Below are 22,576 nucleotides of genomic sequence, written 5' to 3'. Positions count from 1 at the left end.
TCTCGGGTGCGGGGGCGGGGCACAGCCCTCCCAGTATCGCGACACCGAGTCACGTTTGTCTCACAGACTGTGAAAAGAATGTGACTCGGGACCTGCTCGCTGGAGAATCCGCGACAATCCCTCGACGCGACTCCGCGAGGGCTTGACCGGCCGCGCGCCTTCCTGCCCTCAGGCCCAGACCCTGAAGCCGCTCGGCTTGTCGTAGAGCTTCCTCGTCTCGTTGCCGTCGGCCGCGATCCAGAGCATCGAGTCGTCCACCGACGCCTGGTCCACGATGCCGGTGGCGACCTGCTTGTTCCATTGCCACACCTCGACCGTGCGCCCCACGAGCTGGGACCAGTCGTCGCGCAGCCCCCTGCCGCTCTCTGTCTTCACCACGCTCGCCCTTCCCATTGTGACCCCGTCATACTACCCTTGATATGTAATTGATATATCAGAGGCGATCGGATGTCTAGCGTCGTCTCTCCGCCCGCACAGTTTCGGGTACGTATCTCGACGCCGAAATGCCCTTTCTGGTACGGATGTCGGCGCCGATCATCGGTTTCGGGTACAGGTCCCCGGGCGTCATCGGGAGGCCGAGGGGAGCCCGGTCCAGGGTCGGCATAGAGCGCGGCGGCGAGCCGAAAACGGCCCGGGGGCGCCCGCCGTCGTGCATCACCCCGGTACCAAGTGCGGGGGCGAGCGTCAGCGGCCGACGGCGACAAACATCCAGCGCAGGGTGAGGTAGCAGCCCGGCGCGCCCATGGGGAGTCGTGCACGTCGTGTGCGATGAAGGCCGTGATCAGCGTCACAAGCCTGGGGTGCTCTGGCCTCATCGGATCGGGCCGGTGACCCCGCATCGTTGAGAGGTGACCCCGCATCCTTGGGGAGTGCCCCCTCATCGCAGGGAGGTGACCCCCCCAACGTGGGGAGGGGAGGGGTCGTTAGGCGCCGGCGCGGATGCGGCTCAGGGCGGCCTCGCGGCGTCGTGCGACGACGAGCTCGTCGACGACGACGGCGACCGCCGGCCCGAGCGCGACGACGACGAGGCACCACACGACCGGCAGGCCGACCGCCGCGAGCACGACGGCCGTCCCGACGATCGCGAGCTTGCCGAGCGTGAGGAGCACGTGCAGCGCGTCGAGGCCCATGAGGTACGAGTACAGCCCGAAAATGCCGAGGACGAACACGGCGACCGGGATCGCGACGCAGGCGACGACGGGGGCGGCCGGCAGCACCGTGGCGTGCTCGACGTAGTAGGCCGCGACGTGCAGCCCTGCCCCCGTCCCGGCGATCGCGGCGAACACGACGATGTGCCCGTACCCCCACACCCACGACTTGTGCCGTTGGTGGTGGAGCGCCTCCCCCGACGGGAAGATGAAATACAGCCACCACATCCCGAACGTGAGCCCCGCGCCCGCGAACCCCATGAGGCCGGCCTCGAAGCTCCAGCCCTGGTGCTCGACGACGGCGGCGAGCGCCGCGACCGTGCCCAGGAGCCCCTCGCCGAGGGCGATGATCGCGAACAGCCCGTACCGCTCGGCCACATGATGCGCGTGCCACGGGGTCTTGCCGTACCGCTCGGCAAGCCAGGGCGCGGCGAGCTCAAGCAGGATGAGCACGCCGGTCATGGCGAAGGCGGGCCCCACCGGCTGGTCGATGAAGATCATCGTGACCCAGCCGACCTGCACGAGGCTCACGAAGCCGGCGTAGGCGAGCGCGGTCCGCCGGTGTGCGGGGTCCTGGGCGGCGGCGCGCAGCCACTGGCCCACGAGGGCGATGCGCATGACGACGTACCCGAGCACGAGCACGGTGTTGTCGAGGTGGTCGCCCTCGTCGACCGAGGCGAACGTCGCCGGGATGCCGAGCGCGAAGATGAGGACGCCGAGCATCTGGACCATGGTCATGACGCGGAAGACCCAGTCGTCCGTGTCGTAGGCCGAGGCGAACCACGTGAAGTTCACCCACGCCCAGCAGACGCCGAACATGATGAACGCGAACGCGGCCAACGAGGACGCGACGTGCCCCTCGGCCATGAGGTGGGCGACCTCGTTGCCCGCGACGCCGAAGGAGACGACGAACGCGAGGTCGAAGAAGAGCTCGAGGGGGCTCGCGGTGCGGTTCTCCTCGTGCGGATCGCGCCCGCCCATGCGCGCCACGTGGTGGTCTTGGGACTGGGTCATGCGGGCAGAGTAGCGCGCGTCAGCCGCACGGCGAAGCGGGGTCGCCTCAGGCGGCGGCCTTCGCCTCCGCGAGAACGCGCCGGGCCTCCGAGCCGCGCGCCCGTGCGCGCCCGCGCACGCGCACGGCGGCCGTGGCGGTCAGTGCCACGAGCGGCAGGGCCGCGGCGATGAGCCAGGCAGCGGTGAGCCCGTGGTCGCGCGCCACCGCGCCGGTCAGGGCGGAGAGGAGGAGGGCGGCCGCGCCTCCGGCCGTGGGCACCGCGGCGAGCCGCGTCGACCGCCAGCGGGCGCTGCCGCCCGACGCTGCCAGCGACCGCGCCGCGACGCTGCCGAGCATGGTGGACGCCCCGAGGAGCACTGTAGCGGGGACGACGGCGGCTGCGAGCGCCGCGTCGGGGATCACCGCCATCCCGAGTGCGGCGGCCAGGCAGCCGGCCATGCCGAGGACGAGCCCAGCCACGACGGCGCGCCGCCGGCCCGCCCGTTCGGCCACGCGTGAGAGCGGCCACTGCAGGGCGAGCGTGCTCAGGGACCACACGACGACCACGAGGCCCATGAGCCCTGCGTCCGCCCCCCGCTCAGCGAGGCCGAGGGGGATGAGGGAGAACAGCTGCGAGTACAGCGCCAGGAAGACGGAGCCTGCCAGAACGACGGGCACGAGAGGCGTGTGCCGCTCGGAGTGGGTGAGCTCCGGCTGCACATCGGTGCCCTCCGGTGCCGGCCCCTTGGGCTCCCGGATCGGAGACGACGGAAGGAGGAACAGGGAGCCGATCCCGACCGCGAGGAAGATGCCGGCGGCGACGAGCGCGACAACGCCCGCATTGCCGGGCATGTGCGGCGCGGCCAGGCACGCGGCCGTCACCGCCCCAGCCTCCCCCGCCATGGCGAGTGCGGCGAACGGGGCGGGGCCGCGGCGGCCGGAATCCCGGCGCCAGCGCGCGTCCGCGGCGCCGACGAGGCCCTCGAGCGCCGGGGAGAAGAGAGCAGCAGCCATGCCGACGACGATCACGCCGGCCACGAAGACTCCGGGGTGCGCTGCAAGAGCGATGGCTGCGAGGCCGGCGGCCCGCATCAGGCACCCCAGCGCGACCATCAGGCGGGCGCCCATGCGATCCGCGAGCACGCCGCCGAGCAGGAACAGTCCCTGCTGCGCCGCCACTCGCGCCCCAATGAGAAGACCGACGGCAGAGGCGTCGAAGGCGTACCGGTCCTGGGCGATGGCGGCGAGGAAGGGCACGACGCTCGAGAAGCCGACCATGAAGAGGGCCTCCATGGCGAGGAGCGGGCGCAGGGACGGGCCGCCGACCGGCCGAGTTTTGTTCACAGTCGACAATCGTACTCTATTGAGAACGATCATCAACAAGCCGGGCGAACCGCGGGGAGGGCTCAGACCTCCACGCGGGCCCTCCGCGGCAGGAAGAACAGGCTCGCGGCGGCCGCGAAGCACAGGGCCGCACCGACATCCACTCTGTCGGGGAGGTCTTCCCACACTAGCCAGCGCCGGGGCGGGTGCCCCATGGCCAATCCCGAGGCGGTGGCCCTGAGGGCTACTCGACGCCTTGGCCCGTCTCGCCCCCCTCGAGCACGCGCTTGAGCGTCTCGAGGTCGGACTGGATCGTGGCGGCGTCGGCCTCGAAGGCGGCGTCGTCCACGCCCTCCGCGCGGCGGAGGTGGAAGACGGCAAGGCTGTGCGGACCGTCGGCGAGAATGCGGAACTGGTTCAGGAACGCCGTCCCGTCCGGGAGGGTGACCTCGTGGTCGAGGATCCCGGCCGCTGTATCCCCGACGAAGCGGACCTCGACGAAGCCCATCGGGGAGTCGGCGAGCCAGCGGCCGCCCTCCTCGCGGATGCCGGCGGCGAGGCCCGAGGCCCAGCGCGGAAGGTTGACCGGGTTGCCGGCGAACGAGGCGACGGCGCGCGGCGACAGGGCGATCGGGACGCTCAGGTGGCGGAACTCGGACATTCGCCAAGCCTACGCCTCCCCCCGCCCCCCTTTCGGGTACGCATCTCGCCGCCATTTCGGGCTTTCGGGTGCACGCGCCCAAACCGTGCACCCGGAGTCAAGGCCCCGGCGCGCTGGGTCAAGCCCCGCCCCGCGCCCCGCCCGGACACTGGATCAACGACGGAACTCACTGTGGAGGACACCATGGAAACGCTGGAGACCAGCCTGCTCGATTCGATCTCCCCCGCCGAGGGCGCCCCGGGCCGCGAGATCCTGGACCCGGCCACGGGCGAGGTCGTCGGCCGCGCGCCGGAGCACACGCTCGAGGACCTCGAGAGCGCCATCGAAGCCGCGGCGGCGGCTCAGCCCGCCTGGGCCGCAGCCGGGCACGAGGCCCGCTGCGCCGCCCTGCTCGCCGCCGCGGACGCCGTCGAGGCCCGCGCCGAGGAGCTCGCACGCCTGCTCTCCCGCGAGCAGGGCAAGCCGCTCAACGGTCCGAACGCCCGCTTCGAGGTCGGCTCGTGCGCGGCCTGGCTCCGCGCCGCCGCGACGACCCCGCTCGAGGCGGAGACCGTGGTGGACGACGGCGAGACCCGCGCCGTCCTGCACTACCGGCCCATCGGCGTCGTCGGCGCCATCGGGCCGTGGAACTGGCCCATGATGATCACCGTCTGGCAGATCGCCCCCGCCCTGCGCATGGGCAACACCGCCGTCGTCAAGCCCAGCAAGAACACCCCGCTCTCGGTGCTGGCCCTGATCGAGGTCATCAATTCGGCCCTTCCCGAGGGCGTGCTGCGCGCCGTCTCCGGCGACCGCACGATCGGCGCCCGGCTCGCCGAGCACCCCGCCGTCGGCAAGGTCATGTTCACCGGCTCCACCGAGGCGGGCAAGGCGATCATCCGCTCTTCGGCGGACACCATCAAGCGCCTGACCCTCGAGCTCGGCGGCAACGACGCCGGCATCGTCCTGCCCGACGCCGACCCCCAGACCATCGCCGAGGGCATCTTCTGGGGCGCGTTCATCAATACCGGCCAGACCTGCGCCGCCCTCAAGCGCCTCTATGTCCACGAGGACCTCTACGAGGACATCTGCGCCGCCCTCACCGAGGTCGCCCAGGCCATGCCCATGGGCGTGGGACTCGACGAGGCCAATGTCCTCGGACCGCTGCAGAACAGGGCCCAGTACGACGTCGTCGCGAACCTCGTGCAGGCCGCGAAGGATTCCGGCGCGCGCATCCTCACCGGCGGCAACCCCGACGAGAGCCAGCCCGGCTTCTTCTACCCCGCCACGCTCGTGGCGGACATCGACAACGACAACCCGCTCGTCGCCGAGGAGCAGTTCGGCCCCGCCCTGCCCATCGTCAGGTACTCAGACCTCGACGACGCCATTGACAAGGCGAACGCCCTCGAGGTCGGCCTCGGCGCCTCCGTCTGGTCGAGCGACCCCGAGAGCGCCCGCGAGGTCGCCGCCCGCCTCCAGGCCGGCACCGTGTGGATCAACCGCCACGGCGTCGTCGACCCCCGCGTCCCGTTCGGCGGGCACAAGCAGTCCGGCTACGGCCTCGAGTTCGGCGTCGAAGGCCTCAAGCACGTCGCCGTCCCGCAGGTCATCAACGGCTGACGCCTCGCCCCCGCGAAGGGGCGACCGACGACGGCGGCGGGCCGGGGAGCAATCCCCGGCCCGCCGCCGTCGTGCACGTTCCGCCCCTCGCGGGCGGATAAAATTGACGAGCGCACAGTGCGGGTCAGCAGGGAAGGCAGAGGGTGGCCGAGAGCGAGAACGACCACGATCCAGCCCTCCTCGGGGGGCGTTACCGACTCCTTGAGGTGGTCGGCCGCGGCGCCATGGCCACCGTGCACCGGGCGAGCGACGAGGTCCTCGGCCGGGACGTCGCGGTCAAGACCTTCCGCGCGCACGCCCCCGACCCGCGGCACGAGCTGCGGCGGCGCGGCGAGATGGAGGTGCTCGCGCGCCTCACCCACCCGAGCCTCGTCCAGCTGTACGACGCCGGAACGGACCCGCTCGACGACGGCACCCAGCGCATCTCCTACCTCGTCATGGAGTTCGTCGAGGGGCGCGACCTGCGCTGCGTCCTCGCCGGGGGGCCGCTCGCGGACGACGACGCGCGGCGGCTCGCGCTCGACCTCGCCGAGGCGCTCGCGTACGTGCACGCCCAGGGGATCGTGCACCGGGACATCAAGCCAGCCAACATCCTTGTTCCGGACGGCGGGCCGGGCACCGGTTCGGCGGCCACCTCGCGGCGGCGCGCGAAGCTGACCGACTTCGGGATCGCGCGGCTCACGGACGCCGCGCGGCTGACCATCACGAACACGACCATCGGAACGGCGAACTACCTGAGCCCCGAGCAGGCGCGCGGCGAGGCCGTCGGCCCCGCCTCGGACATCTACTCGCTCGGGCTCGTGCTGCTCGAGTGCCTCACCGGCACGATGGAGTTCACGGGCAGCGCGGTCGAGGCCGCCGTCGCGCGGCTCATGCGCGATCCGCGAATGCCGCAGGGGCTCGGCGAGCCGTGGTCGCGGCTGCTGCCGGCGATGACCGCGCGCGAGCCCGGCGACCGGCCGAGCGCCGAGCTCGTCGCCGCCGTGCTGCGCCGCGAGGCGGAGCTCCCGGCCGCGGCGGGAGCTCTGGGTGCCGGCGCCGCCACCGAGGTCATGACGCCCGCGGCCGGCACGAGCGTCCTGCCGGCACGGCCCGCACGGCCGCCGCTCGTGGGTGCCGGGGCCGGCGCAGGCGCCGCGGCCAGCGTGGCCCCGGAGCCTGCGGGCACCCAGATGCTCCACACCGCCGGAAGCGCGTCGCCGTCGGCCGGCGCCCATGCGCCGCGCTCGCGCAGGAGACGGCCGCTCGCGTGGGCAACCGCGGCGGTCCTCGTCGTCGCGGCGCTGCTCGTGGCGGTGCCGCTCGCCCTGCAGGCCAGGCTCTCCAACACCGGGGGCACCCCGTCGTCGCCCGCCGCCGAGCAGCCCTCGTCCCCGGCGACGCTCGCCCCGGCCCCCGCACCCAGCCCGAGCGCGCCGGCCCCGAGCCCAATGCCCAGCGCGGGCGACGACTCGAAGGGCAAGAACCGGGACGCGGCCAAGTCGAAGGGCAACGACGACGATTAGCCCGCCGTCGTAGACCGACGTTGCAGTCAGCCCGCATGGGCTGACATGGCTGGGAACCTCGGTGACCCCCGAACCTATCTTCCCGGCGGCCCGCCTCAGCCCTCCCGGCCCGGGATGGGCGCGCCGCTGGGCAGCCCCGCCGCGACGTAGCCCTCGTACAGCTGGTCCCAGTCGGGGCCCGAGCCGGCGCCCCCGTCGTGCGGCCCCTCGGGGCGGCCGAGCTTCCGCGCGAGCTCGGCGAGGCACACGTGCCAGCCGGCGGCGTTCCGGGCGGCCGTCCGCGTGTCGGCGAGCCAGTTCCGCAGCGTGAGCTCGGCCTCGGCGTCGGAGCCCTCCACGAGGAACTCCATGAGGTCCCCGCCCCACTCGAACGCCCAGCGGCGCGGCGGCTCCCAGTCCACGATCCTCTCGGCGCTGGACTCGAGGTTCGGGTCGCCGCCGAAGGCGACGATGCCGGCGTCGTGATCGATGCGCACGCGCGAGGGAAACCAGCCCTCGAGCCCCTCGGCCGTGCTGACGGCGGCCCAGGCCTCGGCGGCGGGGACCGGATAGGAGCGGATGAACGTCACGGCCCCGCGCCCCTCGACCTCGGCGTACTGCCCGTCGAGCTCGTCGATCTCGGCCATGCGGCTCAGCCCCTGAGGAACCCGAGCAGCGCGTCGTTGACCTCGTCGGCGTGCGTCGCGCAGATGTTGTGCGGGCCGCCGTCGATCACCACGAGATTGGCCCCCTCGACGAGGCCCGGGATCCGGGCGGACGAGGCCGCGATCGGCACGATGCGGTCCTCGGCGCCGTGGATGAGGAACAATGGGACCTCCACCTTGGGCAGGTCGGCGCGGAAGTCGGTGCCCCAGATGTCGACGACGGCGAGGGTCGCGAGCGCGGAGGCGCGGAACGCCTTGACCTTGTGCCCGAGCACCGCGCCCTCGCTGACGCGGTTGCCGAGGAGCTGGTCCGTGTTGAGGAAGTTCGCGAAGAACTGCTCGAAGAAGCCGTAGCGGTCGGCGCGGATCGCGTCCTTGATGCCCTCGAAGACATCCCCCGGGACGCCCTCGGGGTTGTCGTCGGCCTGCAGGAGGTACGGGGTGACGGAGCCGATGAGCACGGCCTTTGCCACACGCTCCGAGCCGTGCCGGGACAGGTAGCGGACCACCTCGCCGCCGCCCATCGAGAAGCCGACGAGGACGGCCTCGCGCAGGTCGAGGTGGTCCAGGAGGGCCGCGAGGTCGTCGGAGAGCGTGTCGTAGTCGAAGCCCTCGCTCGGGTGGTCGGAGCGGCCGAACCCGCGCCGGTCGTACGTCACGACGCGGTAGCCTGCCTCGAGCAGCGCGAGGTGCTGGGAGTCCCACGCCTGCCCGTCGAGCGGGAAGCCGTGGATGAGGACCACGGGCTGGCCGCTGCCGTGGTCCTCGAAGTAGAGCTGGATGTCGGTGCCGTTCTCCTGCCCGACGGTGACCTTGCCCATGCGTGCCCCTTCCGCTCCGTGCGGGGCCCGGGCGGCCCCCTTGGCATGCTACTCACGCACGACGGCGGCCGGTCAAGGAGCGCTCGACGGCGCCTGCCGGGGCTGGGCCCCGCTCGGCACGGCTGTCTCCCCCTGCCCACGCCGCATCGCAACACGCTGAAAAGATCTCCGGATAACAGCATGTTGCGATGCCGCGTTTGAGACGCGGGCGGCACCGCTTCCCATGCCGACAGGCGAAGATGGGTCAGTGCCGGTAGGCCGTGCGCACGAGGAGGTCGAAGGCCCGGTCCGGGAGGATCTTGCGCAGCGCCATGAGCTGGGGCGCGCCGGCGCCGACCGCATATCGGGGCCGCGGATGCCGCGACCGGACCGCCCGGACGATCGCCCGGGCCACGACGTCCGGCTCCGAGGCCCGGCCGGGGACATAGGTCCCGGCCATCACGGCAGCGACCCGCTTGGCGGACTCGGCGTAGGCGGTCCCCTGGGCGCTCTCGAGAGCGGTGTCGACGGCGGTCGCGCTCCACTCGCTGAGGATCGGGCCCGGCTCGATGATCACGACCTTGATCCCGAACGGCCGCAGCTCGATCCGGAGCGAGTCGGAGAGCCCCTCGACCGCGAACTTGCTCGCGTGGTACCAGGAGCCGAGCGGTTCGTAGAACTTCCCGCCGATCGAGGAGACGTTGACGATCGTGCCCGAGCCGCGCTCGCGCATGCCGGGCAGGACGAGCTGGATCAGCCGCGCCAGGCCGAACAGGTTGACCTCCATGAGCCCCCGCGCCTCCTCGAGCGGCACGTCCTCGAGAGGGCCGTAGGAGCCGTACCCGGCGTTGTTCACCAGGACGTCGATCCGGCCCGTCTCGCCGAGGATGCCCTCGACCCCGGCGGTGAGCGAGGCGTCGTCCGTGAGGTCGAGCGCGAGGGGGCGCACGCCGTCGTCCGCGAGGGGTTCCAGGCGGTCCACCCGCCGGGCGGCGCCGTAGACGGTGTAGCCCGAGCGGGCGAGCGCCCGGGCAGTCTCGGCGCCGATCCCGCTCGAGGCGCCGGTCACGAGGGCAACGGGCAGCAGGTCCATGGACCCACGCTACCCGCGCGGGCCTCGCCTAGTCTGGAATGCATGACCCGCCGCAGCCTCGCCGCCTCGTCCCGCTCCCAGGTCCCGCCGTTCGCTGTCATGGACATCCTCGCCCGGGTCGACGCGCTGCGGGCCGCGGGGCGGGACGTCGTGAGCCTGTGCGCGGGCGAACCCTCGGCGGGCGCCCCCGAGGCGGTGTCCGCGAAGGCGGCCGAGGTCCATGCCTCGGGCCGGGCGCTCACCTACACCCCCGCCCTCGGGATAGCCCCGCTGCGCACAGCGATCGCCGGCCACTACAGGCGCTGGTACGGGGTCGACGTCGACCCGGCCCGGATCGCTGTCACGACCGGCTCCTCGGGGGCGTTCGTCCTCGCGTTCCTGGCCGCCTTCGAGGCCGGGGACCGCGTGGCCCTCGCCCGCCCGGGCTACCCGGCCTACCGGAACATCCTCGCCGCGCTCGGCTGCGAGGTCGTCGACGTCGACTGCGGTCCCGAGACCCGCTACCAGCCCACCCCTGCCCTGCTCGACGCCGCCGCGTCCGCGCACGGGCCGCTCGCCGGCGTCGTGCTCGCCTCCCCCGCCAACCCGACCGGGACCATGGCCAGCCCCGCCGAGCTCGCCGCCCTCGTGGACTGGTGCGCCGCGAGCGGCGCGCGGCTCGTGAGCGACGAGATCTACCACGGCATCACCTACCCGGACGACGCCGGCGAGCACCGGGCGCGCGGGGTGTGCGCGTGGGAGCTCGACCCGGAGGCCATCGTCGTCTCGAGCTTCTCCAAGTACTGGGGTATGACCGGGTGGCGCCTCGGCTGGATGCTCCTGCCGGAGGAGCTCATCGGCGCGGTCGACGCCCTCGCCGGCAACGTGGCCCTGTGCCCTCCCGCGCCCTCGCAGTACGCGGCCGTCGAGGCCTTCTCCCCCGCCGCGTACGAGCAGGCCGACGGCTGGGTGGCCGGCTACGCCCGCACGCGGCGGACGCTCCTCGACGGGCTCGGCGAGCTCGGCTGGGGCCCCGCCGCCCCGGCCGACGGCGCGTTCTACCTCTACGCCGAGCTCGGCGACCAGCTGGCGCGGTTCGGGGACTCGCGCGAGTACTGCCGCGCGCTCCTCGAGGCCGAGGGCGTCGCGCTTGTGCCGGGCACCGATTTCGACGCCGTCCATGGCGGGCGCGCGGTCCGGCTCAGCTTCGCGGCGGGGCAGGACGCTGTCGAGGCCGCCGTCGGGCGGATCCTGCGGTTCCAGGCGGGCTGACGGCGGCCCTCGCGCCCCCGCTCACCCACGTGGCCAAGGACCTGTCTCGCAGCCAAACCGGTGCAAACCGCGGCCAAAGGACCTGTCTCGCCCCGCCCTCACACGGCTAGGCGACACGCCCTAGAAGCCGACCGTTGGCGTGGCCCTAATGGCGTTGACGGTCCTATCTGCCATGACTTGGGCGTCGCTTCCGGAATCAAGGATCGTATTCCGAGCTGATTCGGGGTCCACCATGACGGCCGTCACGGCGAGGCCGTCTGAAGCCTCGGTCGTCAACAGAGCGTCCACCTGAGCCGCGAAGCACGAGTCACTCGACGTGGAGTGGACGTCCATCGCCACCACGTGGTTGTTGGAGACGAAGTTTCCAACCCCCGCGATCAGCCGGATGATGACAGGCGTCGCACCCGTCGGCCGGATGCTCTGTGAGTCGATGACGTGGGAGAAGTGGTTGCCGACGACAGAGTTGTTGCTGCCGCTGACACGGAGAAGTCCGTGGAGGTCGTCCAATCCGTTGTCGATTCCCACGAAGGGCGTCCAGGGCTCGTGGTCGCGCAGGAAGTGATTCGTGGCCACGAGGTTTTCCGAACTGTCCCCGGCGAGAATGAGCATCCCAGGGTAGAACGAGTGCAGACGGTTGTTGCTGACGCTTGAACGCCTGACGCCCTCGAAATGGACGCTGCTCGCACCACGGGGGAAGACGTTGTTGGCCGTGATCAGCAGCCCGCCATGGTTCTCCGCGTAGATCGAGTGTCCCTTGAAGCCTGCCCCGACCAGGTTGTCGGTGATCTTCGATGCCTGCCCCCACCCGCGCAGCTCGATGCAGCTTCCGCATTCAGCGATGAAGTTGTCGTGAATGGACAGCGCGTCGGCGTTGTAGATCGTGAGGGCATGCTCGAGGTAGACGAACCCCATGCCGCTCATGCGGAACGAGTCATTGGCGCTCGCGACATAGATGCCGGTCTTGCCGTTGACGTAGGTGTTCTCGGGATGCATTCCCGAGCCATCCGAATCGAAGTGCAGCCCGTCGATGCAGAAGTTGGAGAACTCCACCGAGCTGATCCGCGGGCTCCCGCTTCGCTCGACGTAGAAGGCCGCTCCCTTGGATTCATCCCCGTCTCCGCCGAAGGGAATGTCGACGATGATGCGGCTGCCTCCGGGCCACAGCTCATGCAGGTCGGGCCATTCCTCTTCGGGGACGTTGAACCGGATGCTCGAGGACGTAAAGCCGTGTCCCGAGCCCTGGATCGTGAGGAAGCTGACGTTGATCAGCACCTGCGTCCGCAGGTGGTAGTCCCCGGGCGGGAGGTAGATCACCGCGCCGGGCTTTCCCCCGTTGTTCGCATCGGTGTCGGTCTGCCGGTCCTTGATGTCGGCAATGATGCTGTTGATGACTTCGCCGACGTCCTCAGACGGGTTGCCCACGGGCCACGTCGTGACATCGTAGTAGTTGTTGCTTGACATAGGTTCTTCCCCCTTCGTGGCGGAGTTCAGCCGAGCGGGTAGGCCGTGCCGGCGGCATCCCGGGACGAGAGCGTGGCGCCGCCCTCCCGGAGGGCCGGGAACGCCAGGGCGCCGAAGGAGCCGACAATCTCGACGATGGGCCCGTCGACGACGACTCTCACCGGGCCGCTGCACGGCACGGACCACTGCCCCAGGTCGCAGGTCGCCGTCAGGGTGCCTCCCTCGGGCCCCCCGGTTCGCTCGAGCCGGAACACGTTCCGGATCCCCTCATCGAGGGAGAGGCTTCCCCCCTGCGTCCATTCGACGTCGAAGGCGCCCCCCACCGGCAGCTCCCGCTCCCGGAGCTCAGCGAGCGGCCAGCCGGTACCCCGGCGCCCCTCCAGGCTCAGCGGGAGCCGGACCTCGAGCCGGTCCCCGACGAGCGCTAGCCTGTGCGGGAGACTGTGCGCTCCGGCCCAGCCTGCCTCCGAGTCGGAGACGTGGCGGAGCCAGTAGACCATCCCCGGACTGCCGTCCTTGTCGCGGTAGACCGCCCCCGCGTAGTAGGAGGGGCCGTAGGTGAGCCGCCGCCAGGGCGTCTCGGCGACGAAGCGCCCATCGACGATGTCACCGAGGGCGTAGGCCTCGTAGTGCGGGCGCACCGGCTCCCAGACGGAGACGAGCAGCGCCCACTTCTCCCCGACGCGGACCACCTGGGGGCACTCCCACACGGAGCCGGTCCACACGCCGTCGGTCTCGCTCGAGTGGCGCGAGGCGAACACGCCGTCGTACCGCCACGCGGAGAGGTCGTCGGAGGTCCAGGTATAGGCGACCGCGGTCCCGTCGGGGCGGCCGGATCCGATGATCATGCGCCAGCAGGTGCCGTCGTGGAAGACCAGGGGGTCCCGGAACGCCACGGACTCCTCGCCGTCGGGGAGCTCGGCGACCACGGGGCCCTTCACCCAGCCCTCCCAGGTGATGTCGCTGCCCGGGGCCGGCCGGGCGGTGCGGGCCCTGCCGATCTCGAAGGCGTCGTCGTCGACGGAGGTGTAGAACATGGTGGCTGCGCCGTCGGGTCCGGTGGCGATGCTGCCGGACCAGCAGCCGCCGTCGCCCTCCCCCGGCTCGAGGGCAACGGGCCCGGTCGTCCACGTCAGGAGGTCGTCGGAGGTGGCGTGGCCCCACCGGCACTGGGGAGCCCAGTCGGCGGCCCCGGGGACGTGCTGGTAGAAGAGGTGGTACGTGCCGCCGTGGAACGTCAGCCCCAGGGGATCGTTGATCCACCCCGAGGGCGAGGTGAAGTGGAAGGCGGGGCGCGAGAGCTGGTGTCCCGTCCCGCTGCTGGGGTCCAGGGCGACCGGGCTTTCGTCAATCGCGGAATGCTGTGGCATGTCGTCTCTCGCTTCTTAAGTCTGGCGGGGAGGCGCGACCGAGTCGCGGGGCACGAGCGGGCAGGGCAGCAGGACAGGCTCGAAGGGTCCGGCCGGCCGGTCGCTTCCCTCCGAGAGCATCTCTGCGGCGGTCTCGAGCGCCCAGGCCCCCATCTCGTAGTGAGGCAGGGCGACGGTGGTCAGGGCAGGGAAGAGGTTCGCCGCGATGATCTCCTGGTTGTCGAAGCCGACGATCGAGAGGTCCTCGGGGATGGTCAGGCCAAGCTCTCGGGCGGCCCGATAGGCGCCCATGGCCATGCGGTCGTTGTAGCAGAACAGGGCTGTCGGCTGGGAGCGGGCGAGGATCTCCTTGGCGAGCTCGTAGCCCTCTGCGGGTTCCGAGACCGCTTCCCCGACGAGTTTCTCCTCGTAGGGGATGCGGTGTTCCGCAAGGACCTGGCGGTAGCCGGCCAGCCGGCCGTGGGTGGCGGGGACGTCGTCGCTGTTGTTCAGGAAGGCGATGCGGCGGTGGCCCGCCTCGGCCAGGTGCCGGACGGCGGCGACGGCACCGCCGACCTCGTCCGGAATGACGGACGGGAGTGTGCCCGTCCCGTCGGTCGCGTCGATGAGGACGGCGGGCAGCCCGGAGAGGTTCGGGGGGAGGGAGATTGTCCGGTGGTACATCGTGGCGTACAGGATGGCGTCGACCTGCCGGTCGAGGAGCGCCTGCACGTCGGCCCGGTGCGCTTCGGCGTGGCTGCCACGCTCTGCGCTGACGATCACCAAGGTCAGGCCGTGGGCGCGGGCCGCCTCCTGGGCGCCGAGGATGATCCGGCCCGCATGGGGCGTGGTGGCGATCTCCTCGCTGAGCAGGCCGACGAGCCCGGACCTGCGGGTCCGCAGGGCCTGGGCCACTCGATTCGGGCCATAGCCCAGGCGCTGCGCCGCCTCCCGCACGCGGTTCCTCGTCTCCTCTGCGACGCGGGTATGCGGGGTCTCGTTCAGCACGTGCGAGACGGTCGTGACTGAGACGCCGGCCAGTTTCGCCACGTCCCGGATGCCCACGGTCTTCACGGTGTTCCTTTCGATGGGAGTCGCACGGAAGCCTCAGCCCTTGACCGCGCCGAGCGTCATGCCTGCGACGATCCTGCGCTGCAGGAACAGGGTGAGCAGGACGACCGGGATCGAGTAGACGGCGGCGAGCGCCGTCATGGGGCCCCAGTCCAGCCCGAACTGGGTCTGGAAGTTGGCGATGACCACGGGGGTGGTCTGGGAGCGCACCGCGGTGAGCAGGAGCGCGAAGAGGAACTCGTTCCACGAGGCGAGGAACGCGAAGATCGCGGTGACGGAGACCCCGCCCGAGACGACCGGGATGACGACCTTCCACAACGCCCCGAGCCGGCTGCAGCCGTCCACGAGGGCGGCCTCCTCGAGGTCCCGCGGCACGGCGTCGAGAAAGCTGCACATGAGCCAGATCGACAGCGGCAGCGAGACGGTCGTGTGGGCGATCGCGAGCCCGACCGGGGTGTCGGCGAGGCCCACCGAGCCGAGCATCGAGGCGAGCGGGAGGCCGACGGCGACCGGCGGCACCATGCGCGTGACGAGCGAGGCCAGCACGAACACCGATCCCGCGGGGGTCTTGAACCGCGTCACCGCGTACGCGGCGGGGACGGCGAGCACGAGCGAGAGGAGCGTGCTCACGACGGCGGTCTGCAGGCTGTTGACGAACGAGGCCAGCACGCCGGGCCGGCCCAGGGCGCCCGCGTAGTTCTCGAGCGTCCAGGTCGTGGGCAGGAGGGTGGGCGGGACGGCGATCGTCTCGCTCGGCGTCTTGAACGAGGTCAGGATGAGGTAGAGGAACGGGAAGCCGTAGAGGACCAGGGCTGCGGCGAGGGCGGTCCACAGGATGACCCGGGTGCCGCGGCGGCGGGCCTCGAGCCCGCCCGCCTCGGCGGTGCGGCTGGCCCTGCGGACGACGCCGGCCGCGGCCTTGCGCGTCGGGCCCGCCTCGGTGCGGCGCAGGCTGGGGGCGAGGGTCATCAGGTGTCCTTTCCGGGCCGCCAGATCGTGGCGAGGGCGACGACGGCGACGGCGAGCATGGCGACGAGGTAGACGGTGCCCATGGCGCTTGCGAGGCCCGGGTCGCCGAAGCGGACCATGGTGCGGTAGACGAGGAGGCTCATGACCTCCGAGGCCGACTGCGGGCCGCCGTTGGTCTGGATGAGGATCGTGTCGAACGCCCTCGCGGCATCGATGCCGCGGACCACGAGGGCCACGGCGATCACGGGGCGCAGGAGCGGCAGGATGATGCGGAAGAGCAGCACGGTGGGCCGCGCGCCGTCGAGCCTCGCCGCCTCGAGCAGATCGCCGGGGACGTTCTGGAGGCCGGCGAAGAGCACGAGGCACATGAACGACGTCGTGAGCCACACGTCCGGGATGGCGACGGAGTAGAGCACGATCCCCGGGTCCGAGAGCCACCCAATCTGGTTGGGGTCCGAGAGGATCCCGGCTTGGGCCAGGAGCGCGCCGAGGAGGCCGAAGTTGTCGATCATGAGGAACTTCCACAGCAGGCCGGCCACGATCGGGGCGATCATGAGCGGGTACAGGAAGACCGTGCGGAACACCTGCGCCCGGCGCCCGAGCGCGGCGAAGACGAGGGCCATGGCCAGGCCGAGCGCGAACTCCGCGGTGACGACGACGAGGGTGTAGACGAGGGTCCGCCACCCGGCGCCCATGAACGCCTCGGAGGCGAAGGCCGCGGCATAGTTGGCCAGGCCCACGAACTCCCGCGGCCCGCCGGCGACGGGGGAGATCCGGAAGAAGCTGTCGTAGACGAGCCGCAGGAGCGGGTAGGCGACGAAGAGGGCGAGGAAGGCCGCGGCGGGTGCCATGAGGAGCAGGGCGAAGCGGCGGTCGGTGAGGCGCATGGGTGGTCCTTCGCTGGGGACCGGCGCCGGTGCGGGGGATCGGCCCCCGCACCGGCCCCGGGGCTAGGGGTTGACGATGTCCTCGACCTTGGCCTTGGCCTCGGCGAGGAGCGTCGCGGAGTCGCCGCCGGCCACGGCCTTCTGGAGCATCGGGACGAGGACGGTGTCCACGATCTGCTGCCACTTGTCGGTGGCCGGGCGGGTGGCAGTGGCGCGGGCGCTGAGCGTCTCGACGAGCGGGCCGAAGCTCTCGTAGCCGGCCTGGTCCTGGAACTTCTCGTAGGCCGAGACGCGGGCGGCCAGGCCGAGCTTGGAGCCGATCGCGAGGTCGTTGTGGTCGAAGGCGCACTTGACGAAGGCCTTGGCGTTCTCAGCGTTCTTCGTGGCCTTGGGCACCGAGAGGTACCAGGGGCCGGGGATGCCCGCGACGCCGGCCTCGCCGCCGATCATGGGCGCGACGCCGACCTTGCCCGCCACGGGCGAGTCGGCCGGGATCTGCCGGTAGGCATGGGCCCAGAAGCGGGTCATGGCTGTCTTGCCCTGGTAGAAGAGGTTCTGCGCGGCGGCCCAGTCCACCTGCGCGGCGCCCGACGGCGCGGACTTCGCGAGGCCGACGTAGAAGTCGAGGGCCTCGCGGTGGGCCTCGTTGTCGATGATGACCTTCCCGTCCTTGTCGAGGACGACGCCGGGCGAGCCCGCCTGGAGCACGTGGGCGAGCCACTCGGTCTCGACGCCGCCCTTGACGTCCGTGCCGAACATCCCGTCCTTCGTGAAGAACTCCGCGGCGTCCTGGTACTGCTCCCACGTGGTCGGGGCGGCGAGGTCGTAGCCGTAGCGGTCCTTGAAGGCGGCCTTGTTGGCCGGGTCCTCGAAGAGGTCCTTGCGGTAGAAGAGCACCTCGGCGTTGGTCCACACGGGCATGCCGACGAAGTGCCCGTCCGGCTTCGCCTCGGCAACGAGCGCCGGGAAGATGTCCTTCTTCGCCTCGTCCGTGAACAGGTCGTCGAGCGGCTGGACGGCGTCCTTGACGTTCGGCAGCCAGACGGAGTCCACGGCGGCGACGTCGAAGGAGACCTGGCCCGAGGAGAACTCGCTCGTGAGGCGGTTGAAGAGCCCCTCGTACGGCAGCTCGACGAACGTGGTCTTGATGCCCGTGTCCTTCTCGCACTGCTCGGCGATCGGGGTGAGCTCGGCGTGGCCGCCGGCCTCGACGAGGACGGTGACCGATTTGCTGTTCGGGTCGGAGGTGGGGCCGCCCACACCGCACGAGGTGAGGGCGATGGCGGTGACGGCGGCACCGGCCAGCAGGGTGCGCTTCAGCGCGCGGTGTGAGGACAACACTGTCGGCTCCATTCGGGAGGGTAACGGGTGCGAGACGCGGGGGTATTCGGGATGGACGTCGCTGCCGACCGGGGCTCGAGGGCTTCGATCCCGATCCGGCCCGGTGACAAATCGTTCTGCTAAAACGACTTGGCACGACGGTAGGGCCTGCCGCGGCACCCGGTCAAGGGGTCCGGTGAAAAATCATTTTGGCAAGCGGAATTCCGCGGATGAGCGTCCCCTCGACCCGAGACCCCTTGCGTGCACGCCCGAGGTGCCCTAGCGTCCTGTCCAGCGGGCCTGAAGAATCGTTTTGGCACTGTTTGGCCGTGGCCACATCGCCAGCTGGCCCAGCCCCCATCCCCTGCTCAACGAGGAGTGAGTCCATGCTGCGTCTCGACCCCTACCGACCGACCTCCACGCCGTCGTCCATCGGCGTCCCGCCCGGGCACTCCCGCCGCACGGCGCTCCGGCTAGGAGGCGCCGCCGCCCTCGCCGCAGTGGCCACTCTGGGAGGAGGCCGCCGCGCCCACGCTGCACCGCCCGCCGTCGTGCGCCAGCCGCCCGCCCCGCCCGGCCCCCGGTCGGGTGGCTACGCCCGCATCGTCGGCATGCTCTGAGGGGGCCGTCGATGGCGACCGTCTACGACGTCACGACCTGGACCGTGCCCGGCAATCCAGGGCTGACCGCCGCCTACGACATCGGCGCGGTGATCAACAGCATCATCGCCGACGTCAAGGCCCAGCAGACCAGCCAGGCCTCGAAGCCAGGCGCGGTCATCTATATCCCGCCCGGTGACTACTCACTCAAGACCCGCGTCACCGTGGACGTCAGCTACCTCACGATCCGCGGCTCGGGCCACGGCTTCACGTCCTCGAGCATCCGCTACAACGCCGGCAACACCTCCTCATGGCACGAGGTCAACCCTGGCGGGAGCCGCGTCCGCGTCGAGAACACAGACGGCCAGGGGGAGGCGTTCCGCGTCGCGCGCGGCGGCGACCCGCGGCTGAGCTCGGTCACGTTCGAGAACTTCTGCCTCGATGGCGTCTCCTTCGCCCCGCACCAGAACTCGTACCTCAACGGCAAGACCGGCATCCTCGTGGACACGGCCAACGACGCCTTCCGGGTCCAGGGCATGGGGATGGTGTACCTCGAGCACGGCCTCGTGGTGCGCGACGCCGACGCGCTGCGGGTCAGCGGGAACTTCCTCGCCGAATGCGGCAGCTGCGTCGAGCTCGTCGGCTCAGGCCAGGCCTCGGCCGTGACGGACAACCACCTCGGGGCCGGCTATGTGGGCTTCGGCCTCTTCGCCGAGGGGCACGCGGGCCTGCTCGTTGCCGCGAACAACGTCTTCCCGCGCGGCAAGAGCCTCGTCCAGCTCAAGAACTGCTCGCGCTCCACGATCACGGCCAACCGGCTGCACGGCTTCTACCCGGGCCTGATCGTGTTCGAGGGCGCGTGCGACGAGAACCTCGTCCAGGGCAACCACCTCGTGCGTCAGCCCGAGCCGTGGGGTCCCATGCAGCCGTACGGCAACGGGCGAGACGACCTCTTCGGCCTCGTGCACGTGCGCGGCAGCGGCAACACGATCACGGGTAACCACCTCAGCTACGACGTCCCGTCCGCGCAGGTGGCCCCGTCCGGGGCGACGCCCACGATCGTTCTCGTCGCCTCCGGCAGCGGGAACTTCATCGCCACGAACCACACGCGCGCGTCACTCCCGGTCAAGACGGTGGTCCTCGACGCGTCGACGAGCGGATCGATCGTCGTGGACTCAGGCACCGATGAGCAATTCGTGCACCACGGCGCCCAGCACTCCTTCCGCGCGACGCCGTAGGCCCTCGGCCCGGAAGGTCACCCGTGGGGCGCGAACTCCTCGGTGTCGACGTCGGCCTGGCCTGCGGGGGCGTATCGCGGGCCGGAGACGGTGCCCTCGTTGACGAGCTCATCGACCCGGGCCAACACGTCCGCGGGCAGCTCGAGGAAACCGGCCGCGAGGTCCTCGTCGAGGTGCGCGGCGCTGCGCGTGCCCGGAAGGGCGATGACGTGATCGCCGCGGGAGAGGACCCAGGCGATCGCGAGCTGCGCGGGCGAGCACCCGGCGTCGGCCGCGAGGGCGCCGAACCGGTCGAGGAGGGCGAGGTTCGCGGGCCAATGCCCGGCGTCGAAACGCGGCAGGGAGCGTCGGAAGTCCCAGTCGGGCAGCGTCGACGGGTCGCGCAGTACGCCGCCGAACGCGCCGCGGCCGAGGGGGCTGAAGGCGACGAACGCGATGCCGAGCTCGCGGCATGCCTCGAGGGTTCCCAGCTCCGGGTTGCGGGTCCAGGGCGAGTATTCGTTCTGCAGCGCGGCGATGGGGTGCTCGGCGTGGGCGCGGCGCAGTGTCCCCGCGCTGATCTCGGAGAGGCCGACGGCGCCGATCTTGCCCTCGCGCTCGAGCTCGCCGAGCGCGCCCACGCTCTCCTCGATGGGGACGATTTTGTCCCAGCGGTGGAGGTAGTAGAGGTCGATCCGGTCCGTGCGGAGGCGCTCGAGCGACGCATTCACGTGGGCGCGGATCGTTTCCGGCCGACCGTCGATGACTCGCTTGCCGTCGCGGGAGTACATCCCACCCTTCGAGGCGAGGAAGAACTCGTCGCGGCGCGACGACAGCGTCTCGCCCAGGAGCGTCTCGTTGGCTGTGGCGCCGTAGATCGTGGCCGTGTCGAAGTGGGTCACGCCGGCGTCGAGGGCGTGGAGGAGGAGCTTGACGGCGTCCTCGCGGGTGGGGAGCGGCCCATAGGTCTGGTTGAGGTTCATCCAGCCGAAGCCCACGGGCCCGACGTCCTTACCGGCGATGCTGCGGGGATTCACGGTCATCCCTCGATCCTTGCATGCGCGCGCGACCGGTCTGTCATGGGGCGTCACCCGTGGCCGCGCAGCCTCTCCATCTCCCGGCGGTCCTTCTTGGTGGGTCGCCCGGTGCCGCGGTCGCGCTGCGGCAGGCCCAGGAAAGGCGCAGGCGGCCGCTCGGGGGTGTGGTCGGTGTAGCACTTCGACGCTGCCTCGGCGCCGACGCGCTTGACGATGAGCACGTGTACTTCGAGGATCCGCTCGAAGCCACTCTGCCGGATGCGGACCGTGTCGCCGGGGACGACCGTCTGGGAGGCCTTGGCCGGGTTGCCGTTGAGTCGAATATGCCCGGCACGGCACGCAGCCGTCGCGGCCGAGCGGGTCTTGAAGGCGCGCACAGCCCAGAGCCAGGAATCGATCCGGACGGCTGAGGCGGACGAGGCAGCGGGGGCGTGGGAAGGGGCCATGGTGCCCAGCATCCTACCGGCGTATCGTCATTGGATGGGGGGTTACCCCATGTGGGATGGCCAAAGGAGTTCAGCATGCCCGACAAGCAGCCCCATCAGCCCGAGCAGCACAAGAAGCCGTCGAAGACGATCAAGGAGCAGCGCGCGGCCAAGAAGGCCAAGAAGGCCAGCGCGTTCGACACCGATCCCGTCGCGCATCTGCGCAAGCCACGCTCGAGCAAGTAGCCAGCCAGACCAGGACGGCGGCCGCGCGAGTGGCCGCCGTCCTTTGTCCTTGCGTGCTTTCTTTCCCCTTGAGGCATATGCCTCCGACGGGATTCTTCCTAGCGGCCGCTCTGTAGGCCCGCCCGGGCCATGGCATCCGCGTAGCCGCGGCCCATCTCGATGAGCCACTCGGTCTGGCGCTCCCTCGAGCCGGCGAACGCGCGGCCGTGGAGGGCGCGGGCCTTGTAGACCTTGAGGCCACGGCGCCAGATGAGCGGGTTGTCCGTCTTGAGCAGCATCTGCGCGAGGCGGTTCGCCTCGGTGCCGTGGGCGACGATCGCCGAGGCCCGGGGGACGAGCTTGAGGAACGCGAGGAGCGGCTTGAGCCCGGCGTTGACCTGCTCGGGGGTCAACTTCCCGTTGGCCTCACCCGGGGTGAACCAGGGATGGACGTTCCACGGCATGATCCACTCCGGGCGCAGGCCGAGCTGGTACTGGAGGCCTAGCAGGCGCGTCGCAGCGGCGTCGTCGCCTGCCCACACATAGCCGCGCGGGCTGGCCTCGCCCGTGTTGGAGAAGAGGCTCACGATCCGGCACTCGTCCACGGAGTGCATCGGGTCTACGTAGGGGACCTCGAAGCCGGGGCGCAGCTTGCGCAGGAACTCGACGTGCTGGTTCACGGGGGCGATGCTCGGGCCAAAGTTCGGATCCGCCGAGATGGGGGCCTGTGCAGCCGAGATGGGGGCCTCCACCACCGAGATGGGGGCCTGGGCCGCCGAGATCGGGGCCTCCGCCACCGAGACCAGAGCCTCCGCCACCGAAATGGGGGCCTGGGCCGCCGAGATCGGGGCCTCCGCCACCGAGACCAGAGCCTCCGCCACCGAAATGGGGGCCTGGGCCGCCGAGATCGGGGCCTCCGCCACCGAAATGGGGGCCTCCGCGCTCGAGGTCGGGGCCTCCGCCACCGAGGTCGGGTCCTCTGCCACCGAGATGGGATC

Annotated in this window: 22 protein-coding genes; 6 read left to right on the top strand and 16 right to left on the bottom strand. The window is 71.1% G+C overall.

Annotated features, from left to right (window positions below; translation table 11 throughout):
* Positions 1–168: 168 nt before the first annotated feature.
* The 4 genes from BV907_RS02430 to BV907_RS02415 all read right to left on the bottom strand — a co-directional run bounded on the left by BV907_RS02430 (position 169) and on the right by BV907_RS02415 (position 4,126).
* Positions 169–375, bottom strand: coding sequence for a hypothetical protein (locus tag BV907_RS02430; protein ID WP_245827750.1), 207 nt, complete (start codon positions 373–375; stop codon positions 169–171).
* Between the two features lie 548 nt (positions 376–923).
* Positions 924–2,162 (bottom strand): low temperature requirement protein A, encoded by a 1,239-nt coding sequence (locus BV907_RS02425; RefSeq protein ID WP_245827749.1) that lies wholly within the window; start codon positions 2,160–2,162, stop codon positions 924–926.
* A gap of 46 nt (positions 2,163–2,208) precedes the next feature.
* The gene (locus BV907_RS02420) at positions 2,209–3,486 is read right to left on the bottom strand and encodes an MFS transporter (RefSeq protein WP_077488062.1); all 1,278 of its coding nucleotides are present in this window, start codon (positions 3,484–3,486) and stop codon (positions 2,209–2,211) included.
* 223 nt (positions 3,487–3,709) lie between these two features.
* Entirely contained in the window at positions 3,710–4,126 is a 417-nt protein-coding gene (locus BV907_RS02415; RefSeq protein WP_077488061.1) for a polyketide cyclase, read from the bottom strand.
* A 183-nt stretch (positions 4,127–4,309) separates the two neighbouring features.
* Between BV907_RS02415 and BV907_RS02410 the strand changes: the two genes are divergently transcribed.
* On the top strand, positions 4,310–5,725 hold the full coding sequence (locus tag BV907_RS02410; protein WP_077488381.1) for an aldehyde dehydrogenase family protein: 1,416 nt from the start codon (positions 4,310–4,312) through the stop codon (positions 5,723–5,725).
* 143 nt (positions 5,726–5,868) lie between these two features.
* The gene (locus BV907_RS02405; protein ID WP_077488060.1) at positions 5,869–7,230 is read left to right on the top strand and encodes a serine/threonine-protein kinase; all 1,362 of its coding nucleotides are present in this window, start codon (positions 5,869–5,871) and stop codon (positions 7,228–7,230) included.
* 95 nt (positions 7,231–7,325) lie between these two features.
* Here the strand turns inward: BV907_RS02405 and BV907_RS02400 are convergent, their stop codons facing one another.
* The 3 genes from BV907_RS02400 to BV907_RS02390 form a co-directional block, all read right to left on the bottom strand.
* Positions 7,326–7,856, bottom strand: a complete 531-nt coding sequence (locus BV907_RS02400) for an SRPBCC domain-containing protein (RefSeq protein ID WP_077488059.1) — start codon at positions 7,854–7,856, stop codon at positions 7,326–7,328.
* A 5-nt stretch (positions 7,857–7,861) separates the two neighbouring features.
* On the bottom strand, positions 7,862–8,695 hold the full coding sequence (locus BV907_RS02395) for an alpha/beta fold hydrolase (RefSeq protein ID WP_077488058.1): 834 nt from the start codon (positions 8,693–8,695) through the stop codon (positions 7,862–7,864).
* A 244-nt stretch (positions 8,696–8,939) separates the two neighbouring features.
* Positions 8,940–9,767, bottom strand: coding sequence for an oxidoreductase (locus tag BV907_RS02390; protein ID WP_175637334.1), 828 nt, complete (start codon positions 9,765–9,767; stop codon positions 8,940–8,942).
* 42 nt (positions 9,768–9,809) lie between these two features.
* Here BV907_RS02390 and BV907_RS02385 point away from each other — a divergent pair, with 42 nt between their 5' ends.
* The gene (locus tag BV907_RS02385; RefSeq protein ID WP_077488057.1) at positions 9,810–11,018 is read left to right on the top strand and encodes an aminotransferase class I/II-fold pyridoxal phosphate-dependent enzyme; all 1,209 of its coding nucleotides are present in this window, start codon (positions 9,810–9,812) and stop codon (positions 11,016–11,018) included.
* A 120-nt stretch (positions 11,019–11,138) separates the two neighbouring features.
* Here the strand turns inward: BV907_RS02385 and BV907_RS02380 are convergent, their stop codons facing one another.
* From BV907_RS02380 to BV907_RS02355, 6 genes are all read right to left on the bottom strand, one after another.
* Positions 11,139–12,479: a NosD domain-containing protein gene (locus BV907_RS02380; RefSeq protein WP_077488056.1), complete on the bottom strand. Its 1,341-nt coding sequence runs from the start codon at positions 12,477–12,479 to the stop codon at positions 11,139–11,141.
* Between the two features lie 26 nt (positions 12,480–12,505).
* Positions 12,506–13,849, bottom strand: a complete 1,344-nt coding sequence (locus BV907_RS02375; RefSeq protein WP_077488055.1) for a glycoside hydrolase family 32 protein — start codon at positions 13,847–13,849, stop codon at positions 12,506–12,508.
* 15 nt (positions 13,850–13,864) lie between these two features.
* On the bottom strand, positions 13,865–14,902 hold the full coding sequence (locus tag BV907_RS02370) for a LacI family DNA-binding transcriptional regulator (RefSeq protein ID WP_077488054.1): 1,038 nt from the start codon (positions 14,900–14,902) through the stop codon (positions 13,865–13,867).
* 33 nt (positions 14,903–14,935) lie between these two features.
* Positions 14,936–15,868 carry a carbohydrate ABC transporter permease gene (locus BV907_RS02365; RefSeq protein WP_077488053.1) on the bottom strand — a complete coding sequence of 311 codons (933 nt, stop codon included), beginning with the start codon at positions 15,866–15,868 and terminating at the stop codon, positions 14,936–14,938.
* Positions 15,868–16,755: a carbohydrate ABC transporter permease gene (locus BV907_RS02360; RefSeq protein ID WP_077488052.1), complete on the bottom strand. Its 888-nt coding sequence runs from the start codon at positions 16,753–16,755 to the stop codon at positions 15,868–15,870. Before BV907_RS02360 ends, BV907_RS02365 begins: the two co-directional genes overlap by 1 nt.
* 63 nt (positions 16,756–16,818) lie before the next feature.
* The gene (locus BV907_RS02355; RefSeq protein WP_077488051.1) at positions 16,819–18,093 is read right to left on the bottom strand and encodes an ABC transporter substrate-binding protein; all 1,275 of its coding nucleotides are present in this window, start codon (positions 18,091–18,093) and stop codon (positions 16,819–16,821) included.
* Between the two features lie 368 nt (positions 18,094–18,461).
* Between BV907_RS02355 and BV907_RS02350 the strand changes: the two genes are divergently transcribed.
* Both BV907_RS02350 and BV907_RS02345 read left to right on the top strand, forming a co-directional pair.
* Entirely contained in the window at positions 18,462–18,695 is a 234-nt protein-coding gene (locus BV907_RS02350; RefSeq protein WP_077488050.1) for a hypothetical protein, read from the top strand.
* Between the two features lie 11 nt (positions 18,696–18,706).
* Positions 18,707–19,912 (top strand): right-handed parallel beta-helix repeat-containing protein, encoded by a 1,206-nt coding sequence (locus BV907_RS02345; protein ID WP_077488049.1) that lies wholly within the window; start codon positions 18,707–18,709, stop codon positions 19,910–19,912.
* A gap of 17 nt (positions 19,913–19,929) precedes the next feature.
* Here the strand turns inward: BV907_RS02345 and BV907_RS02340 are convergent, their stop codons facing one another.
* Positions 19,930–20,934 (bottom strand): aldo/keto reductase, encoded by a 1,005-nt coding sequence (locus BV907_RS02340; protein ID WP_077488048.1) that lies wholly within the window; start codon positions 20,932–20,934, stop codon positions 19,930–19,932.
* A gap of 44 nt (positions 20,935–20,978) precedes the next feature.
* A complete protein-coding gene (locus BV907_RS02335) occupies positions 20,979–21,374 on the bottom strand; it encodes an RNA-binding S4 domain-containing protein (RefSeq protein WP_077488047.1) in 396 nt (131 codons plus the stop codon).
* A gap of 75 nt (positions 21,375–21,449) precedes the next feature.
* On the opposite strand from BV907_RS02335, the gene BV907_RS18655 reads away from it, so the two are divergent.
* A complete protein-coding gene (locus BV907_RS18655; protein ID WP_175637333.1) occupies positions 21,450–21,599 on the top strand; it encodes a hypothetical protein in 150 nt (49 codons plus the stop codon).
* 98 nt (positions 21,600–21,697) lie between these two features.
* Here the strand turns inward: BV907_RS18655 and BV907_RS02330 are convergent, their stop codons facing one another.
* Complete coding sequence (locus BV907_RS02330; protein WP_245827777.1) at positions 21,698–22,192, bottom strand: uracil-DNA glycosylase family protein; 495 nt, start codon at positions 22,190–22,192, stop codon at positions 21,698–21,700.
* Positions 22,193–22,576: the final 384 nt, after the last annotated feature.

The sequence above is a fragment of the Sinomonas mesophila genome (assembly GCF_001999765.1).
In the GTDB taxonomy this organism is placed as follows: domain Bacteria; phylum Actinomycetota; class Actinomycetes; order Actinomycetales; family Micrococcaceae; genus Sinomonas; species Sinomonas mesophila.
Note: the sequence above shows the minus strand (reverse complement) of the source record. Positions and strands in the feature narration are given on the sequence as shown.

What these genes read in the sequence shown, in the direction of transcription:
- BV907_RS02385 (WP_077488057.1), top strand. Translation starts at nt 9,810, where the DNA reads ATGACCCGCCGCAGCCTCGCCGCCTCGTCCCGCTCCCAGGTCCCGCCG.
- BV907_RS02415 (WP_077488061.1), bottom strand. Translation starts at nt 4,126, where the DNA reads ATGTCCGAGTTCCGCCACCTGAGCGTCCCGATCGCCCTGTCGCCGCGC.
- BV907_RS02400 (WP_077488059.1), bottom strand. Translation starts at nt 7,856, where the DNA reads ATGGCCGAGATCGACGAGCTCGACGGGCAGTACGCCGAGGTCGAGGGG.
- BV907_RS02375 (WP_077488055.1), bottom strand. Translation starts at nt 13,849, where the DNA reads ATGCCACAGCATTCCGCGATTGACGAAAGCCCGGTCGCCCTGGACCCC.
- BV907_RS02380 (WP_077488056.1), bottom strand. Translation starts at nt 12,479, where the DNA reads ATGTCAAGCAACAACTACTACGATGTCACGACGTGGCCCGTGGGCAAC.
- BV907_RS02425 (WP_245827749.1), bottom strand. Translation starts at nt 2,162, where the DNA reads ATGACCCAGTCCCAAGACCACCACGTGGCGCGCATGGGCGGGCGCGAT.
- BV907_RS02395 (WP_077488058.1), bottom strand. Translation starts at nt 8,695, where the DNA reads ATGGGCAAGGTCACCGTCGGGCAGGAGAACGGCACCGACATCCAGCTC.
- BV907_RS02330 (WP_245827777.1), bottom strand. Translation starts at nt 22,192, where the DNA reads ATGCACTCCGTGGACGAGTGCCGGATCGTGAGCCTCTTCTCCAACACG.
- BV907_RS02360 (WP_077488052.1), bottom strand. Translation starts at nt 16,755, where the DNA reads ATGCGCCTCACCGACCGCCGCTTCGCCCTGCTCCTCATGGCACCCGCC.
- BV907_RS18655 (WP_175637333.1), top strand. Translation starts at nt 21,450, where the DNA reads ATGCCCGACAAGCAGCCCCATCAGCCCGAGCAGCACAAGAAGCCGTCG.
- BV907_RS02345 (WP_077488049.1), top strand. Translation starts at nt 18,707, where the DNA reads ATGGCGACCGTCTACGACGTCACGACCTGGACCGTGCCCGGCAATCCA.
- BV907_RS02340 (WP_077488048.1), bottom strand. Translation starts at nt 20,934, where the DNA reads ATGACCGTGAATCCCCGCAGCATCGCCGGTAAGGACGTCGGGCCCGTG.
- BV907_RS02350 (WP_077488050.1), top strand. Translation starts at nt 18,462, where the DNA reads ATGCTGCGTCTCGACCCCTACCGACCGACCTCCACGCCGTCGTCCATC.
- BV907_RS02410 (WP_077488381.1), top strand. Translation starts at nt 4,310, where the DNA reads ATGGAAACGCTGGAGACCAGCCTGCTCGATTCGATCTCCCCCGCCGAG.
- BV907_RS02365 (WP_077488053.1), bottom strand. Translation starts at nt 15,868, where the DNA reads ATGACCCTCGCCCCCAGCCTGCGCCGCACCGAGGCGGGCCCGACGCGC.
- BV907_RS02390 (WP_175637334.1), bottom strand. Translation starts at nt 9,767, where the DNA reads ATGGACCTGCTGCCCGTTGCCCTCGTGACCGGCGCCTCGAGCGGGATC.
- BV907_RS02335 (WP_077488047.1), bottom strand. Translation starts at nt 21,374, where the DNA reads ATGGCCCCTTCCCACGCCCCCGCTGCCTCGTCCGCCTCAGCCGTCCGG.